General features: G+C 72.1%; 14 protein-coding genes. 8 read left to right on the forward strand and 6 right to left on the reverse strand.

Translation table 11 applies throughout. The features are described 5' to 3' along the window. From ACZ3IG_RS27620 to ACZ3IG_RS27635, 4 genes are read right to left on the reverse strand one after another with little or no spacing between them, the layout of a single operon-like run. Complete coding sequence (locus ACZ3IG_RS27620) at positions 1–969, reverse strand: complex I subunit 1/NuoH family protein (RefSeq protein ID WP_467435406.1); 969 nt, start codon at positions 967–969, stop codon at positions 1–3. Beyond that, the gene (locus ACZ3IG_RS27625; protein ID WP_467435407.1) at positions 966–2,390 is read right to left on the reverse strand and encodes an NADH-quinone oxidoreductase subunit C; all 1,425 of its coding nucleotides are present in this window, start codon (positions 2,388–2,390) and stop codon (positions 966–968) included. Before ACZ3IG_RS27625 ends, ACZ3IG_RS27620 begins: the two co-directional genes overlap by 4 nt. Beyond that, positions 2,387–3,007 (reverse strand): NADH-quinone oxidoreductase subunit B, encoded by a 621-nt coding sequence (locus ACZ3IG_RS27630; protein WP_467435409.1) that lies wholly within the window; start codon positions 3,005–3,007, stop codon positions 2,387–2,389. The genes ACZ3IG_RS27625 and ACZ3IG_RS27630 overlap by 4 nt, the downstream gene beginning before the upstream one ends. Then, the gene (locus ACZ3IG_RS27635; protein WP_467435410.1) at positions 2,998–3,423 is read right to left on the reverse strand and encodes an NADH-quinone oxidoreductase subunit A; all 426 of its coding nucleotides are present in this window, start codon (positions 3,421–3,423) and stop codon (positions 2,998–3,000) included. The genes ACZ3IG_RS27630 and ACZ3IG_RS27635 overlap by 10 nt, the downstream gene beginning before the upstream one ends. Before the next feature lie 166 nt (positions 3,424–3,589). Between ACZ3IG_RS27635 and ACZ3IG_RS27640 the strand changes: the two genes are divergently transcribed. The 5 genes from ACZ3IG_RS27640 to ACZ3IG_RS27660 all read left to right on the forward strand — a co-directional run bounded on the left by ACZ3IG_RS27640 (position 3,590) and on the right by ACZ3IG_RS27660 (position 10,758). Then, a complete protein-coding gene (locus ACZ3IG_RS27640) occupies positions 3,590–4,783 on the forward strand; it encodes a sensor histidine kinase (RefSeq protein ID WP_467435411.1) in 1,194 nt (397 codons plus the stop codon). 330 nt (positions 4,784–5,113) lie between these two features. Continuing rightward, positions 5,114–6,478, forward strand: coding sequence for a sensor histidine kinase (locus tag ACZ3IG_RS27645; protein ID WP_467435413.1), 1,365 nt, complete (start codon positions 5,114–5,116; stop codon positions 6,476–6,478). Positions 6,479–6,728: 250 nt separating this feature from the next. Then, positions 6,729–7,388: a response regulator transcription factor gene (locus ACZ3IG_RS27650; protein WP_308114494.1), complete on the forward strand. Its 660-nt coding sequence runs from the start codon at positions 6,729–6,731 to the stop codon at positions 7,386–7,388. 399 nt (positions 7,389–7,787) lie between these two features. Then, positions 7,788–9,716: a 2-oxoacid:acceptor oxidoreductase subunit alpha gene (locus tag ACZ3IG_RS27655; protein WP_467435414.1), complete on the forward strand. Its 1,929-nt coding sequence runs from the start codon at positions 7,788–7,790 to the stop codon at positions 9,714–9,716. Continuing rightward, positions 9,709–10,758, forward strand: coding sequence for a 2-oxoacid:ferredoxin oxidoreductase subunit beta (locus ACZ3IG_RS27660; protein ID WP_467435415.1), 1,050 nt, complete (start codon positions 9,709–9,711; stop codon positions 10,756–10,758). Before ACZ3IG_RS27655 ends, ACZ3IG_RS27660 begins: the two co-directional genes overlap by 8 nt. A 42-nt stretch (positions 10,759–10,800) precedes the next feature. Here ACZ3IG_RS27660 and ACZ3IG_RS27665 read toward each other — a convergent pair whose 3' ends face one another. Beyond that, positions 10,801–11,175, reverse strand: a complete 375-nt coding sequence (locus ACZ3IG_RS27665; RefSeq protein WP_467435416.1) for a winged helix-turn-helix transcriptional regulator — start codon at positions 11,173–11,175, stop codon at positions 10,801–10,803. Between the two features lie 103 nt (positions 11,176–11,278). Between ACZ3IG_RS27665 and ACZ3IG_RS27670 the strand changes: the two genes are divergently transcribed. Together ACZ3IG_RS27670 and rarD are read left to right on the forward strand one after the other, a co-directional pair. Then, positions 11,279–12,133 carry an NAD(P)H-binding protein gene (locus ACZ3IG_RS27670; protein WP_467435417.1) on the forward strand — a complete coding sequence of 285 codons (855 nt, stop codon included), beginning with the start codon at positions 11,279–11,281 and terminating at the stop codon, positions 12,131–12,133. Between the two features lie 192 nt (positions 12,134–12,325). Continuing rightward, on the forward strand, positions 12,326–13,321 hold the full coding sequence (rarD, locus tag ACZ3IG_RS27675; RefSeq protein ID WP_467435418.1) for an EamA family transporter RarD: 996 nt from the start codon (positions 12,326–12,328) through the stop codon (positions 13,319–13,321). Positions 13,322–13,369: 48 nt separating this feature from the next. On the opposite strand, the gene ACZ3IG_RS27680 is transcribed toward rarD, so the two are convergent. Further along, complete coding sequence (locus ACZ3IG_RS27680) at positions 13,370–14,644, reverse strand: tetratricopeptide repeat protein (protein WP_467435420.1); 1,275 nt, start codon at positions 14,642–14,644, stop codon at positions 13,370–13,372. A gap of 216 nt (positions 14,645–14,860) precedes the next feature. Here ACZ3IG_RS27680 and ACZ3IG_RS27685 point away from each other — a divergent pair, with 216 nt between their 5' ends. Beyond that, entirely contained in the window at positions 14,861–15,367 is a 507-nt protein-coding gene (locus ACZ3IG_RS27685) for a DUF6668 family protein (RefSeq protein ID WP_467435421.1), read from the forward strand. Positions 15,368–15,374 lie beyond the last annotated feature (7 nt).

The following is a 15,374-nucleotide window of genomic DNA, read 5'->3' on the forward strand; positions in this document are numbered from 1 at the left end:
TTACTGGATCACCACCTTGACGATGCCGGTGAGGGCGATCTGGGCGAGGGCTAGGGGGACGAGGAGGGTCCAGGAGAGCTTCTGGAGCTGGTCCTCGCGCAGACGGGGGTACGTCACACGGAGCCAGATCACGACGAAGGCGAGGACGGCGGTCTTCAGCAGGGTCCACACCCAGCCGAGGCCGTCGGCGCCCCAGGGGCCGTGCCAGCCGCCCAGGAAGAGGACGGTGGTCAGGCCGCACAGGACGACGATCCCGGCGTACTCGGCGAGGAGGAAGAGGGCGAAGCGCAGGCCCGTGTACTCGGTGTACGCGCCGAAGATGATCTCGGAGTCGGCGACGGGCATGTCGAAGGGCGGGCGCTGGAGTTCGGCGAGGCCGGCGATGAAGAAGACGATCGCGCCGACGATCTGCCAGGGCAGCCACCACCACGCGAAGGCGTCGAGGATGCCGGGCAGCGAGACCGTGCCGGCGGCCATCGCGACCGAGGCGGCGGCGAGCAGCATGGGGAGTTCGTAGGCGAGGAGCTGGGCGGCGGTGCGCAGGCCGCCGAGGAGGGAGAACTTGTTGGCGGAGGCCCAGCCGGCCATGAGCGAGCCGAGGACGCCGACGCCCATCACGGCGAGGACGAAGAAGACACCGGCGTCGACGGCCTGGCCGACCGCGCCCTCACCGGGGCCGACGGGGATGGCCAGGAGGACGAGGAGGTACGGGAGGAGGGCGACGGCGGGGGCGAGCTGGAAGATACGGCGGTCCGCGCCCGCGGGGACCACGTCCTCCTTCTGCGCGAACTTCACGCCGTCCGCGACGAGCTGGGCCCAGCCGTGGAAGCCGCCGGCGTACATCGGGCCGAGGCGGCCCTGCATGTGAGCCATCACCTTGTGCTCGGTCTGGCCGACGATCAGGGGGAACGCCAGGAAGACGACGAAGACGATCAGGAGGCGCAGGATGACGTCGAGCGCGTCGTTCACTGCGGGCCTCCTTGCGGGTCTTCGGGGGCGGAGGGTTGCTCGGGGGTCTCAGGGGCCTCGGGCTTGTCAGGGGTGTCGGGGGTGGAGGGTTGCTCGGGGTTGTCGGGGGTTGCCGGGCGGCCGGGGGTCTCCGGGCGGCCAGGGGTCTCCGGGCGGCCGGGGGTCTCCGAGGTGCCGGGGCTGGCGGGGCTGTCGGCGTTCTCCGGTGTGGCCGCCGGAGTAGTGGCTGGGGAATCCTCGCCGCGTTCGGCCGCGGGCTCGTCGAAGGCCGGGCGGGCGTGGTGCCACGGGGCGTCCGGGCTCCGCGGGGCGGTGGGAGCGGTCTGGGGTTCGTCGGGCACACCGTCACCCGCGGTCGTCCGCTGACTGGCGGAGCCCTCCGCCGCGCTCCGCGCCCGTCGGGGGGCCACGGCACCGCCGGTCTCCGACCGCTGCGAGGCCGAACCCTCGCTCACGCTCCGCGACCGCCTCCTGGCCGGTGCCGACGGGGCCGTCGGAGTCTCGGCGGACGGAGCCGCTCGGCCGGCGGAGCCCTCCGCAGCCGAACGTGAACGCCGGGGCGCCGACGAAGTCCCGGCAGCCGGCGCCACCTGACGGACGGTGTCCTCCACCTGACGTGCGGTGTCCCCCTGCCCAGGGGATTCCGCCTGCCGAGAGGATTCCACCTGCCGAGGAGCGTCCACCTGACGGGAAGGGCCCACCGCCTGACTCGCCGACCCCTCCGTCACCGAACGCGTCCGGCGGACGGGACGATCGCCCGTCGCGCGAGCCGGGCGGGCGTCGGCGCCGGTGCCGGTCGCGCGGCCGGCGCCGCGGGCCGGGCGGGCCGGGGCGGCGGGGAGCCGGCCCTTGAGGGGGCCCCATTCGTTCGGGTCGGGGACGCCCGGCGGCAGCATCTGCCGGCGCCGGGGGCCGGCGTGGCCGCCGCCCGCCGAGGACTCCCCCGGCTCCTTCGCGCCCGGCCACGCCTTGGCGACCCGGGCGGCGAGGACGAAGTCCTTGCGCAGGGGGTTGCCCTCGAAACTCTCCGGCAGGAGCAGGTGGTCCAGTCCCGGGTGACCGTCGAAGACGACGCCGAACATCTCGTGGGTCTCGCGCTCGTGCCACGCCGCCCCCGCGTACACACCCACCGCGGTGGGCAGGACCGGGGACTCGTGCGGAACCGTCGTCCGCAGCAGCAGGCGCCGTACCGGCGTCAGCGCGACCACGTGCGCCGCGACGCGGAAGCCCGTGCCCGGTTCGTCGACCGCGCTCAGCCAGTCGAAGTACGTGCAGCCCAGCCGGTCGCGTGCGGTCTCCAGGGCGGAGATCCAGTCCGCCGGGGGGACGTCCACCGTCAGGACCTCGTACGACTCCTCGGCGGTGGCCTGGGGGCCGAAGAGTTCCGCGGCGTCGGCGGGCAGCCAGCCGACCGTGCTCATCGGTCCTCCTCCGGCTCCGGCGCCCCGGCCGGGGCGGACGGCCGCACCAGGTCGCTCTGCAACGCGGCCGCCGACGGCCGCCGCGAGGTGCCGTACCGCTCCCCCAGCGACTCCCGCGCGATCTTCTCCTGGAGCTTGAGGATGCCCTGGAGCAGCGCCTCGGGGCGCGGCGGGCAGCCGGGGACGTAGACGTCGACCGGGATGATCTGGTCGACGCCCTTCGTCACGGAGTACGAGTCCCAGTACGGGCCGCCGCAGTTGCTGCACGCGCCGAAGGAGATGACGTATTTCGGTTCCGGCATCTGTTCGTACAGCCGCTTGACCGCCGGTGCCATCTTGTCGGTGACCGTGCCGGAGACCACCATCAGGTCGGCCTGGCGCGGTCCCGGCGCGAACGGGATGACACCGAGGCGGATGAAGTCGTGGCGGGCCATCGACGCGGCGATGAACTCGATCGCGCAGCAGGCGAGCCCGAAGTTGAAGACCCAGAGCGAGTAACGGCGGCCCCAGTTGAGGACGACCTTCATCGGCTCGGGGGCGAGGCGCGAGAGGGCGCCCAGCCGCTTCGGCTCCGGCAGCAGCACGGGTTCGGACGGTTCGGACGGCGTCACGTCCATGCCAGGACGCCCTTCTTGTATGCGTACAGCAGGCCCACGGCGAGGAAGCCGAGGAAGATGAACATCTCCACGAGCGTCGTCGCACCGTAACCGGGTGCGGCGAAGACCGTCGCCCAGGGGAAGAGGAAGATCGAGTCGACGGCGAAGATCACGTAGAGGAACGCGTAGACGTAGTAGCGGACCTGGGTGTGGGCCCAGCCCTCGCCGACGGGGTCGACCCCGCACTCGTAGGTGAGGAGTTTCTCGGGGGTGGGGACCACCGGGCGCAGCAGGCGGCCGGCGCCGAACGCCACGGCCACGAAGAGCACGCCGACGACGGCGAGCAGTCCGACGACCGAGTACGACTGGAAGTAGTCCGACGCCACGACGGTGGTCGCGTCGGCCGGGGTCGCACCACCGATGGTCGGTTCCGGCACGTCCGTCCCTCGCTCCCTGTCCGGCCCTGTCCGCCCTGTCCACTACTGGGACTACTGCGAGTCTAGGGCCTGCTAAAGACAGCGTAAGCGGGGTGGGGTTTTCCTCAGTGGTTCCGGGCGGTTCACCTCATGGCGCCGGGCCCCGGCGCGCGGCACGCTGATCCGTATGACCGAAAGCCTCTCGTCACCGCCGCCCGACGACCGCCCGCCGCCGGCCCGTTTCGCCTACGACCGGCATACCTGGAAGGAGATCGCCCATCTGCTGGCGAACCTTCCGGTGGCGCTGCTCGGGTTCGTCTACGTCGTGACGGTTCTGCCCCTGGGTTTCGGGCTGACGGTCACGGTGATCGGGCTTCCGCTGCTGGCGGCCGGGCTGATGGGCGCGCGCCTGTTGGGCAGACTTGAGCGGGGACGGACCCGTGCGCTGCTGGGGGTGCGGGTGGACGAGCCGAGCCGACTGCCGTCGCGGGGCGGGGGCGGGTTCTTCCAGCATCTGTGGTCAGCACTGAAGGACCCGGTGGGCTGGCGCACGGTTCTGTACGCGTTCATACGGCTGCCCTGGGGCATCCTCACGTTCGTCACCACGCTGACCTCGCTGTTCGTGCTGTGGCCGGTGCTGCCCTTCATCGCCCGGGGGCTGGGCAACGCCGACCGGGCGATGGTGCGCGCGCTGCTCTCCCCCTCGGACGAGCTGGAACGGCGGATCGCCGAGCTGGAGTCGGACCGGGGCGTGGTGGTCGACACGGCCGCCGCCGATCTGCGGCGCATCGAGCGCGACCTGCACGACGGCGCGCAGGCCCGCCTGGTCAACCTGGCCATGGGGCTGGGTCTGGCCAAGGAGAAGCTGCTGGAGGGTCAAGCCGACGAGCACGTCGCGGCGATGGTCGACGAGGCGCACGGCGAGGTGAAACTGGCCTTGCAGGAGCTGCGGGACCTGGCGCGCGGCATCCACCCCGCCGTCCTGACCGACCGCGGCCTGGACGCGGCCCTGTCCTCGGTCGCCTCCCGCTGCACCGTGCCGGTGCGGGTGACGGTCGACCTGACGGAGCGGCCGGCGGCTGCCATCGAGGGGATCGCGTACTTCACCGTCTCGGAGCTGCTGCAGAACATCAGCAAGCACAGCGGGGCGCGTTCGGCCGCGGTGGAGGTCTGGCGCGCGGAGACCCGGCTGCTCATACAGGTGTGGGACGACGGCCGCGGGGGCGCGCGCCTGGACGGCGGTACAGGGATGAAGGGGCTCGCGGACCGGCTGGGTGCAGTCGACGGCCTGTTCGTCGTCGACTCCCCGGAGGGCGGCCCGACGACTGTCACGGCCGAGCTGCCGTGGCGCGACCGCACGGACATACCCGCCGGGAAGTAGCGGTAAGCAGCGGGAAGCAACCGGCAACGAACCACCGCGCACCCCGAGCGCAGATCTCGCCGTGATGCCTGCCTGAGTGCGTCCCGGCGTTCCGAGGTGGGGAAAACCCCCGGTCCAAGAGACCGACGGGCTCCATGTCCCGCGGCCCCGTGACCGAGGAGGGTGGAGGTACGACGGCACAGCCGTAGGACACGGGCGCAACCACAGGACACAGGCACTGAGGCACTGAGGCGCTCAGGCACTCAGCGCTCAGGCACCATCCAGGCACTCCTGGACGCGGACACCCCAGGACACAGCACAGCCGCAGGGACGAGCAGAAGGACGGCACCGATGGCCATGGAGTACGGACAGGAGTACAGCCTGGACAGCGGCCCCGGTTTCCGCGGGAGCACCGGCGAGCGGCGCCACCGGCTGCCGGCCGGTCTGCGGGCACCGTTCGAGGCGCGCAGCTGGCGCGAGTTCGGTTACGTGCTGCTGAGCCTGCCGATCAGCATCGTCCTCTTCACCTTCGCCGTCACGATGGTCTCGCTGGGGGCCGGACTGCTGGTGACCTTCCTCGGCGTACCGGTGCTGGCGGCGGCGCTCGCCGGATGCCGCGGGTTCGGCGCGCTGGAGCGGATACGGGCGCGCGGGCTGCTGAGCCTGGAGGTGGCCGACCCCGAGCCGCCGCGGATACGGAAGCGGGGCGCCCTCGCCTGGATGGGCGCCGTCCTCAAGAGCGGCACCTCCTGGCGGGCGCTGCTGTACGCGCTGCTGCACCTGCCGTGGGCGGTCGTCTCGTTCGGTATCACGGTCGCCGTCTGGACCTGGGGCTGGGCGATGCTGACGTACCCGCTGTGGTTCTGGGTCTTCCCGGTGTACGCCGGCCAGGACGGGTTGCAGTTGTACGGCGACGAGACCCACCGGATCTATCTGGACAACCCCTTCGAGATCACCGTGACGGCACTGGTGGGGCTGCTGTTCACGCTGGCCGCGCCGTGGATCGTACGGGCCCTGACACTGGTGGACCGGCTGATGGTGCACGGGCTGCTCGGTCCGTCGCGGCTGGCGACGCGGGTCGTGGAACTGGAGTCGGACCGGGGCGTGGTGGTCGACACGGCCGCCGCCGACCTGCGGCGCATCGAGCGCGACCTGCACGACGGCGCGCAGGCCCGCCTGGTCACCCTCGCCATGGACCTGGGCCTGGCCAAGGAGAAGCTGCGTGAGGACCCGCGGGAGGCCGCGCGGATGGTGGACGAGGCGCACGGCGAGGTGAAGACGGCGTTGCAGGAGTTGCGGGACCTGGCCCGCGGCATCCACCCCGCCGTCCTGACCGACCGCGGCCTGGACGCGGCCCTGTCCTCGGTCGCCTCCCGCTGCACCGTGCCGGTGCGGATGGAGGTGGATCTGGCGGAGCGGCCGGCCCCGGCGATCGAGGGGATCGCGTACTTCACCGTCTCGGAGCTGCTGCAGAACATCAGCAAGCACGCGCGGGCCACGTACGCGGCCGTGGAGGTGTGGCGGGTGGAGAACCGGCTGATGCTCCAGGTCACGGACAACGGAGTGGGCGGAGCCGACGCGTCGGCCGGTTCGGGGCTCGCGGGGCTGGCGGAGCGGCTCGACGCGGTGGACGGGATCCTGGTGGTGGACTCTCCGGCCGGCGGACCCACCCGGATCACGGCGGAGCTGCCGTGGCGCTCGGACCGGCCGGCCTGAGCCGCATGTGCCCGATCACCACAAGGCGCCCCCCAACCGAGCCATGCAACCCGGCCACTGCGTGTGAGCCGCCACCCCGCATAAGCCCACACCCCCAGGCACGACCCGACCGGCACGGGACGCGGCCGGGCCCCCTCATTACCGTTGCCCGGACACACGCGGAGCCGGATGCTGGGATGCTGGACCCGTTCACAGGGGCGGGTAGGGCCGGCGCGGGGCTGTGGGGGGGCCGAGAATCGTGGAGGACAGGGTGCGGGTGGTCATCGCCGAGGATTCAGTGCTGCTCAGGGAGGGCCTGACCCGGCTGCTGACCGACCGCGGGCATGAGGTGGTGGCGGGGGTCGGTGACGGTGAGGCTCTGCTCAAGACCGTCACCGAGCTGGACGGCCAGGGGGAGCTGCCGGACGTCGTCGTGGCGGACGTGCGGATGCCGCCCACGCACACGGACGAGGGCGTGCGGGCGGCGGTGCAGTTGCGCAAGGCGCACCCGGGGATCGGTGTGCTCGTGCTGTCGCAGTACGTGGAGGAGCGCTACGCCACGGAACTGCTCGCGGGTTCCAGCCGCGGGGTCGGCTACCTGCTCAAGGACCGGGTGGCCGAAGTGCGGGAGTTCGTGGACGCGGTGGTGCGGGTCGCCCAGGGCGGCACCGCGCTCGATCCCGAGGTGGTCGCGCAGTTGCTCGGGCGCAGCCGCAAGCAGGACGTGCTCGCGGGACTCACCCCGCGTGAGCGGGAGGTGCTGGGGCTGATGGCCGAGGGCCGGACGAACTCGGCGATCGCCAGGCAGCTCGTGGTGAGCGACGGAGCCGTCGAGAAGCACGTCAGCAACATCTTTCTGAAACTCGGGTTGTCCCCGAGCGACGGCGACCACCGCCGTGTCCTCGCGGTGCTCACTTATCTCAACTCATGAATCTTTTCCCTGATTCATGATCGGGTTTTCAACTTTTTCAACTCCGCGTCTCCACCACCCACCCCCGGATATCACCGCCAGGCCTCTCCGGGCATCACGGCAAACCCCGGCGGGCATCACCGCAAACCCCGGCGGGCATCACCGCCAAACCCTCCGGTCATCACCGCCAGGATGGCCGTTCATCCGAACGGACGATGAACCGATCGATGAACGGGCGCTTCTTTTCCCGCGCCGAGGAGGCGGGTGAGCCGTGGGAGCGCAGGGCAGCGGGCTGTCTCGAAGTCGTGTCCATCATGCGAATGTCCCCCGATGGGCGACCCCCACGGTCGTAGGGTTGATCCTGGGATGGTCGGCATACGGCCACTCCCCGGACAGCCGCCTCAAGGGAGGTCCAGTTCAGTGACCAGCCAGGTCAGCAGCCCAGCGGAGCAGGCCGACGGAACGGTCGTAGGAGAGCAGCGCAAACCGGCGGGGGGCAAGGACGTCCGCCGGCTGGACCGGGTGATCATCAGGTTCGCGGGTGATTCGGGCGACGGTATGCAGCTCACCGGAGATCGTTTCACCTCGGAGACCGCGTCGTTCGGAAATGATCTTTCTACGCTGCCGAACTTCCCGGCCGAGATCAGGGCGCCCGCCGGTACCCTGCCGGGCGTCTCCTCCTTCCAGCTGCATTTCGCCGACCACGACATCCTCACCCCGGGCGACGCCCCGAACGTACTGGTCGCGATGAACCCGGCGGCGCTGAAGGCGAACATCGGGGACATGCCGCGCGGCGCGGAGATCATCGTCAACACGGACGAGTTCACCAAGCGGGCGATGCAGAAGGTGGGGTACGACGCCTCCCCGCTCGACGACGGGTCCCTGGACGGTTTCAGCCTGCATCCGGTGCCGCTGACCACGCTGACCGTGGAGGCGCTGAAGGACTTCGCCCTCACCCGGAAGGAGGCCGAGCGCAGCAAGAACATGTTCGCGCTGGGCCTGCTGAGCTGGATGTACCACCGGCCCACCGAGGGCACGGAGAGATTTCTGCGCGCCAAGTTCGCGAAGAAGCCGGAGATCGCGGCGGCCAACATCGCGGCGTACCGGGCGGGTTGGAACTTCGGGGAGACGACCGAGGACTTCGCGGTCTCCTACGAGGTGGCCCCGGCGGCGACGGCGTTCCCGCCCGGCGTGTACCGCAACATCTCCGGCAATCTGGCCCTGTCCTACGGCCTGATCGCCGCGTCCCGGCAGGCGGACCTGCCGCTGTTCCTGGGTTCGTACCCGATCACCCCGGCCTCGGACATCCTGCACGAACTGAGCAAGCACAAGAACTTCGGTGTGCGCACCTTCCAGGCGGAGGACGAGATCGCCGGGATCGGCGCGGCGCTGGGGGCGGCCTTCGGCGGCTCGCTCGCCGTCACCACCACCTCCGGCCCGGGTGTGGCGCTCAAGAGCGAGACGATCGGGCTCGCGGTCTCCCTCGAACTGCCCCTGCTGGTCGTCGACATCCAGCGCGGCGGCCCGTCCACGGGGCTGCCGACCAAGACCGAGCAGGCCGACCTGCTCCAGGCGATGTTCGGTCGCAACGGCGAGGCGCCGGTGCCGGTGGTGGCCCCGCGCACCCCGGCCGACTGTTTCGACGCCGCGCTGGAGGCGGCCCGGATCGCGCTGACGTACCGGACCCCGGTCTTCCTGCTCTCCGACGGCTACCTGGCCAACGGCAGCGAGCCGTGGCGCGTCCCGGAGCCGGCGGAACTGCCGGACCTGCGGGTGCGGTTCGCGCAGGGACCCAACCACACCCTGGACGACGGCACCGAGGTCTTCTGGCCGTACAAGCGCGACCCGCGGACCCTCGCCCGCCCCTGGGCGGTCCCGGGCACGCCCGGCCTGGAACACCGCATCGGCGGCATCGAGAAGCAGGACGGCACGGGCAACATCTCCTACGACCCGGCCAACCACGACCTCATGGTCCGCACCCGGCAGGCCAAGGTCGACGGCGTCGACGTCCCCGACATCGAGGTCGACGACCCGGACGGGGCGAGGACCCTGGTGCTGGGCTGGGGTTCGACGTACGGGCCGGTCACGGCCGCCGTGCGGCGGCTGCGCGCGGCCGGGGAGCCGATCGCCCAGGCCCATCTGCGCCACCTCAACCCGTTCCCGGCCAACCTCGGCACGGTCCTCAAGGGCTACGACAAGGTGGTGATCCCCGAGATGAACCTCGGCCAGCTCGCCACGCTCGTCCGGGCGAAGTACCTGGTCGACGCCCACTCGTACAACCAGGTCAACGGGATGCCGTTCAAGGCGGAGCAGCTCGCCACCGCGCTGAAGGAGGCCATCGATGACTGAGGCACTCAAGCTGGTCCCGAAGGCCGAGGGCAAGCAGTCGGCGAAGGACTTCAAGTCCGACCAGGAAGTGCGCTGGTGCCCCGGCTGCGGCGACTACGCCATCCTCGCCGCCGTGCAGGGCTTCATGCCCGAACTGGGGGTGGCGAAGGAGAACATCGTCTTCGTCTCCGGCATCGGCTGCTCCTCCCGCTTCCCGTACTACATGAACACCTACGGGATGCACTCCATCCACGGCCGCGCCCCCGCCATCGCCACCGGCCTGGCCGCCTCCCGGCGCGACCTGTCCGTCTGGGTCGTCACCGGCGACGGCGACGCGCTGTCCATCGGCGGCAACCACCTGATCCACGCGCTGCGCCGCAACGTCAACCTCAAGATCCTGCTGTTCAACAACCGGATCTACGGACTGACCAAAGGCCAGTACTCCCCGACCTCCGAGGTCGGCAAGATCACCAAGTCGACGCCGATGGGGTCCCTGGACGCGCCCTTCAACCCGGTCTCCCTCGCGCTCGGCGCGGAGGCGTCCTTCGTCGCGCGGACCGTCGACTCCGACCGCAAGCACCTCACCGAGGTGCTGCGCCAGGCCTCCGCCCACCCGGGCACGGCGCTGATCGAGATCTACCAGAACTGCAACATCTTCAACGACGGCGCGTTCGAGGTCCTCAAGGACCGGCGGCAGGCCGAGGACGCGGTGATCCGCCTCGAACACGGGCAGCCGATCCGGTTCGGGACCGACAACGCCAAGGGGGTCGTGCGGGACCCGGCCACCGGTGACCTGAAGGTGGTGGCGGTCACCCCGGAGAACGAGGCGGACGTGCTGGTCCACGACGCCCACGCCGCCTCCCCGACGACCGCGTTCGCGCTGAGCAGGCTCGCCGATCCCGACACCCTGCACCACACCCCGATTGGCGTCCTGCGCTCCGTGGTCCGGCCCGCCTACGACTCCCAGATGGCCGACCAGCTCGACAGAGCCGTCGAGTCGGGGGGCAAGGGCGACCTCGCCGCGCTGCTGGCCGGCGGCGACACCTGGACCGTCGTGGGCTGAGCCCGCACGGCTGCACCGAGGCCCGGGGCGACGGCCGAGCGGTCAGCCCCGGGCCTCGTCGTACGCGCGGCGGGCCCGCGCCACCTCGTCCATCCGGTCCTGCGACCACTGGGCCAGCCCCCGCACCTGTTCGGCCGCCTCCCGGCCGAGGTCCGTCAGGGAGTAGTCCACCCGCGGCGGGATCACCGGCTTGGCGTCCCGGTGGACCAGACCGTCGCGCTCCAGGACCTGGAGCGTCTGGGTCAGCATCTTCTCGCTGACCGTCCGGCCCTGCCGGGAGACCGCCCGGCGCAGCTCGCCGAAGCGGTGCGGGCGGTCGAGCAGCTCGATCAGGGCCAGCACGCCCCAGCGGCTGGTGACGTGTTCCAGGACGAGCCGGTGCGGACACAGTGACTCGCGACTGACACTTACTTCCATAGCCGTACCTTACTTCAAAGTGGGTACTGCAGAAAAGTTAGCGCCCCTCTTAAGGTGAGTGACCGAGAGAGAAAAACGTCACCGCACGAGGAGCACACAGATCATGAGCATCGTCGTCACCGGAGCCACCGGACACCTGGGCCGCCACGTGGTCGAGCAGCTGCTGGAGAAGGTCCCGGCCGAGCAGATCACCGCCGTCGTCCGCGACGAGGCGCGGGTCGCCGACTTCGCGGAGCGCGGGGTACGGATCGCCGTGGCCGACTACAACGCGCCCGAGACCTTCGACGGGCTCTTCGCGGCGGGCGACAAGGTGCTGCTGATCTCCAGCAGCGAGGTCACCAAGGACCGCCCCGCGCAGCACAAGACGGTCATCGACGCCGCCGCCGCGGCCGGCGTGGCGCTGCTGGCGTACACCAGCGCCCCCAGCAGCCTGACCGCCGCGCTCGCCGACGACCACCGCGCCACCGAGAAGGTCCTGCTCGCCTCCGGCCTGCCGTGGGTGATCCTGGGCAACGGCTGGTACCACGAGAACCACACCGAGAAGCTCGCCCAGGTCCTGGAGCACGGCGCCGTCGTCCAGGCCGCCCGCGAGGGCCGCGTCTCCTCCGCCTCGCGCGCCGACTACGCGGCCGCCGCCGTCGCCGTACTGACCGGCGAGGGGCACGAGAACAAGCGGTACGAGCTGGGTGGCGACGAGGCGTGGAGCTTCGCCGAGTACGCGGCCGAGGTGAGCCGGCGCTCGGGCCGCGAGGTCGCCTACCGCCCCGTGTCCGTCGAGGAGTACGTCAGCACCCTCGTCGCCGCCGGGCTGCCCGAGCCGGTGGCCGAGATCCTGGGCGGCGCGGAGGCCTCCACCGAGAAGGGCGAACTGGTCGTCACCACCGGCGACCTGTCCCGGCTCATCGGCCGCCCGACCACCCCGGTCAGCGAGGCGATCGAGGCCGCGCTGCGCAAGTGAGCGCACCCCCAAAAACACCCCCAGAACACCCTCACCACACCCCGGGAACACCTCCGGAACGCTCCCGGAACGCGCCCGGCGCCTTCCCGGCACACCGCCCCTGTCATGACCGTATAGCGATACGGGCATGACAGGGGCGGGCGTGCGGCGCTACGGTCGTGCAGGCGACCAGCGCGTGACAGGGAGGTGCCCATGACCGGGACGTCGAAGGGCGAGCAGCGAATAGGCCTGCTGAACGGCTTCGCGGCCTACGGGATGTGGGGCCTCGTCCCCCTCTTCTGGCCGCTGCTCAAGCCCGCCGGGGCCGGGGAGATCCTCGCCCACCGCATGGTCTGGTCCCTCCTCTTCGTCGCCGTCGCGCTGCTCTTCGTACGGCGTTGGGCCTGGGCGGGCGAACTGCTGCGGCAGCCGCGCAAGCTCGGCCTGGTCACCGTCGCCGCCGCGGTCATCACCATCAACTGGGGCGTCTACATCTGGGCCGTCAACAGCGGCCATGTCGTCGAGGCGTCCCTCGGCTACTTCATCAACCCGCTGGTCACCATCGCCATCGGCGTGCTGCTGCTCAAGGAGCGGCTGCGGCCCGTGCAGTGGGCGGCCGTCGCCACCGGTCTCGCGGCCGTCGTCGTCCTCACCGTCGGCTACGGCCGGCCGCCGTGGATCTCCCTGTGCCTCGCCTTCTCCTTCGCCACGTACGGCCTGGTGAAGAAGAAGGCCAACCTCGGCGGCGTCGAGTCGCTGGCCGCCGAGACGGCGATCCAGTTCCTGCCGGCGCTGGGCTACCTGGTGTGGCTGAGCGCGCGCGGCGGCTCCACCTTCACCACCGAGGGCGCCGGGCACGCCGCGCTGCTCGCCGCGACCGGCCTGGTCACCGCGGTCCCCCTGGTCTGCTTCGGCGCCGCGGCGATCCGCGTCCCGCTGTCCACGCTGGGCCTGCTCCAGTACCTGGCACCGGTCTTCCAGTTCCTGCTCGGCATCCTCTACTTCCACGAGGAGATGCCACCCGAGCGCTGGGCCGGTTTCGGTTTGGTGTGGGTGGCGCTCGTGCTGCTCACCTGGAACGCGCTGCACACCGCGCGCCGCAACGCCCGGACGCTGAAGGCCGGGGCGGTGCGGACCGGGACGAAGGCGGAGGCGGAGGCGGAAGCGTCCCGGGCGGCCGCGCCGGACTCCCGCCGACAGGTCGTGTAACCCGTACGAGTGACCGCACGCGCGGGCCCGTCACCTCGGCCGCCGTGCCTACTCCGCCGAGGTCCGGGCGCGCTCGGTGAGGCGGCCCATGCGGGCGCGGGCGGACTCCAGTTCCTCTATGTCGTCGGCGGCCGGACCCTCCTCGACGGCGAGTGCCGTCCACAGGCCGATCAGCTCGTGCCCCAGCTCCAGCCCGAGCGCGGGGTCGCGTACGGCACGCCAGGCGGTGGCCGCGCTCCGCACGGTGCCGTAGGCGGCCTCCGCGTCGCCCGCGCGGTGGTGGGCCCGGGCCACGTCCAGCGCCGTGTGCAGGGCGCGGACCGGGTCGCCGGACAGGTAGGCGATGTAGGCGGACAGTTCGCGCAGCCGCAGGACCTCGGGGTGGCCGGCGCCCAGCGTGCCGGTCGCCTCCGTCACGGCCTGCTCGGCGAGTCGTGCCGCTTCCTCCGTCCGGCCCTCCCGGACGGCCTCGTTGACGCGGGCCGTGGGCTCCGCGAGCACGGCGGGGGCGGTGCTGTCCCCGGGGGCGGTGACCGGTCCGTCCCCGAGCACGGCCTCGGCCACGGCGTCGAACCCGCGGGCGGGCGTCGGCTGGGTGTCGGCGGCCAGGTCGGCCTCGGTGACCAGACCGGCGCCGCGCCCCGGGCGGACGTCGGACCTGGGAGGCACGGGAGGCGCGGGAGGCGTCACGGGGAGAGGCGCGGGAGGCGCGGGAGGCGTCACGGGGAGAGGCGCGGGAGGCGCGGGGGTCCCCGGCGCCGCCGGCCCGTCCATCCGCGGCGGCGGGCCGAACTCCCCGGTCGGCGGCGCGACGGTCCCCGGAGCCACGGCGGCCTCCGGCAGCGTACGCAGCCGGAATGTCGGGGACGGATCACCCGCCGGTCCACCCGGAACCGAAGCCGAACCCGGAATCGAAGCCGGCCCCGGCCCCGGTCCCGGTCCCGGCCCCGGCCCCGGGCGCACGCCCTGGTGAGCGGGCCGTTCCTCCGCGCGGCGGCCGGCGTCCGTCAGCGGGTCGGTGCGGGCCGGCTCGCCCATGAGGTGGCTGGAGCCGTCCGGATCGACGCGGAGCGGAACGACGTAGCCGATGCGCTCGTCGTGGACCGTGGCGAGGACCGGCCCGCCCGCGGCGCGCGCGAGGCGCTGGAGCCGGTTCAGTACGGTCTGCTGCATCTCCTCGCCCGGGACCGCGGCGACGGGAACGCCGCCGACCGTGCCGGTCCCGGCGCCCCGCACCCGCACGTCGATCGGCGGGGCGGCGGGGGCCGCCGGGTGCCCGACGTGCTGGTGGTCCCGCTTCTTGTCGCGGCTGAGTCGTGCCATCGTCCCTCATTCGTGGGCGGGTTCCGTGTGCGGCCGTACCGGTGGTTTCCCTCCCCGTGCCGTCCGGAGCCATTCGAACACCTACTGTTGAGTTTCTCCGCTCGCTCGCGGTCCTCACGTCACCGCGCTGTCACAGGCTCGTTCCAGCAGGTGGCGGCCGGGCCGGCGGGGCGTTCCGGGCCGCGGGGCGGGGTGTGACGAGGGAGGAGCACGGGCATGCGCACCAGCATGCGGCAAGGACCGGAGATCTGGATCCGCGGGCCGGTGTCCGCACCCGAACCGGTGCCACCGCCGTCCGCCACGACGCCCCGCACCCTACGGCACCGCTCCTGGGTCGGCACCCACGGCGGCGCCGGCGTCACCACCCTCGCCGAGGTCTACGGCGGCCACGACTGCGGACGCGACTGGCCCGGGCCCGCCGATCCGCCGTCCGTGCTGCTGGTCGCCCGGACCCACGCGGCGGGGCTGGCGGCCGCCGTCCGCGCGCTGGACGCGTTCCGCCACGGGGAGGCACCGCCGGGGCTCGCCCTCGACGCGGTCGTCCTGGTGGCGGACGCGCCGGGACGGCTGCCCCGTCCCCTCGCCCAGCGGGTGCGGCTGCTGGAAGCGGCCGTCGACGTCCACCGCGTCCCCTGGGTCCCCGCCTGGCGGCTGGGCGACCTCGGCGGTTCCCCGCCCCGTGGCACCGAGGCGCTGGCCCGGCCGGCCGGGGCGGAACACTGACGGCCAC

The sequence above is a fragment of the Streptomyces sp. NPDC016677 genome (assembly GCF_055562815.1).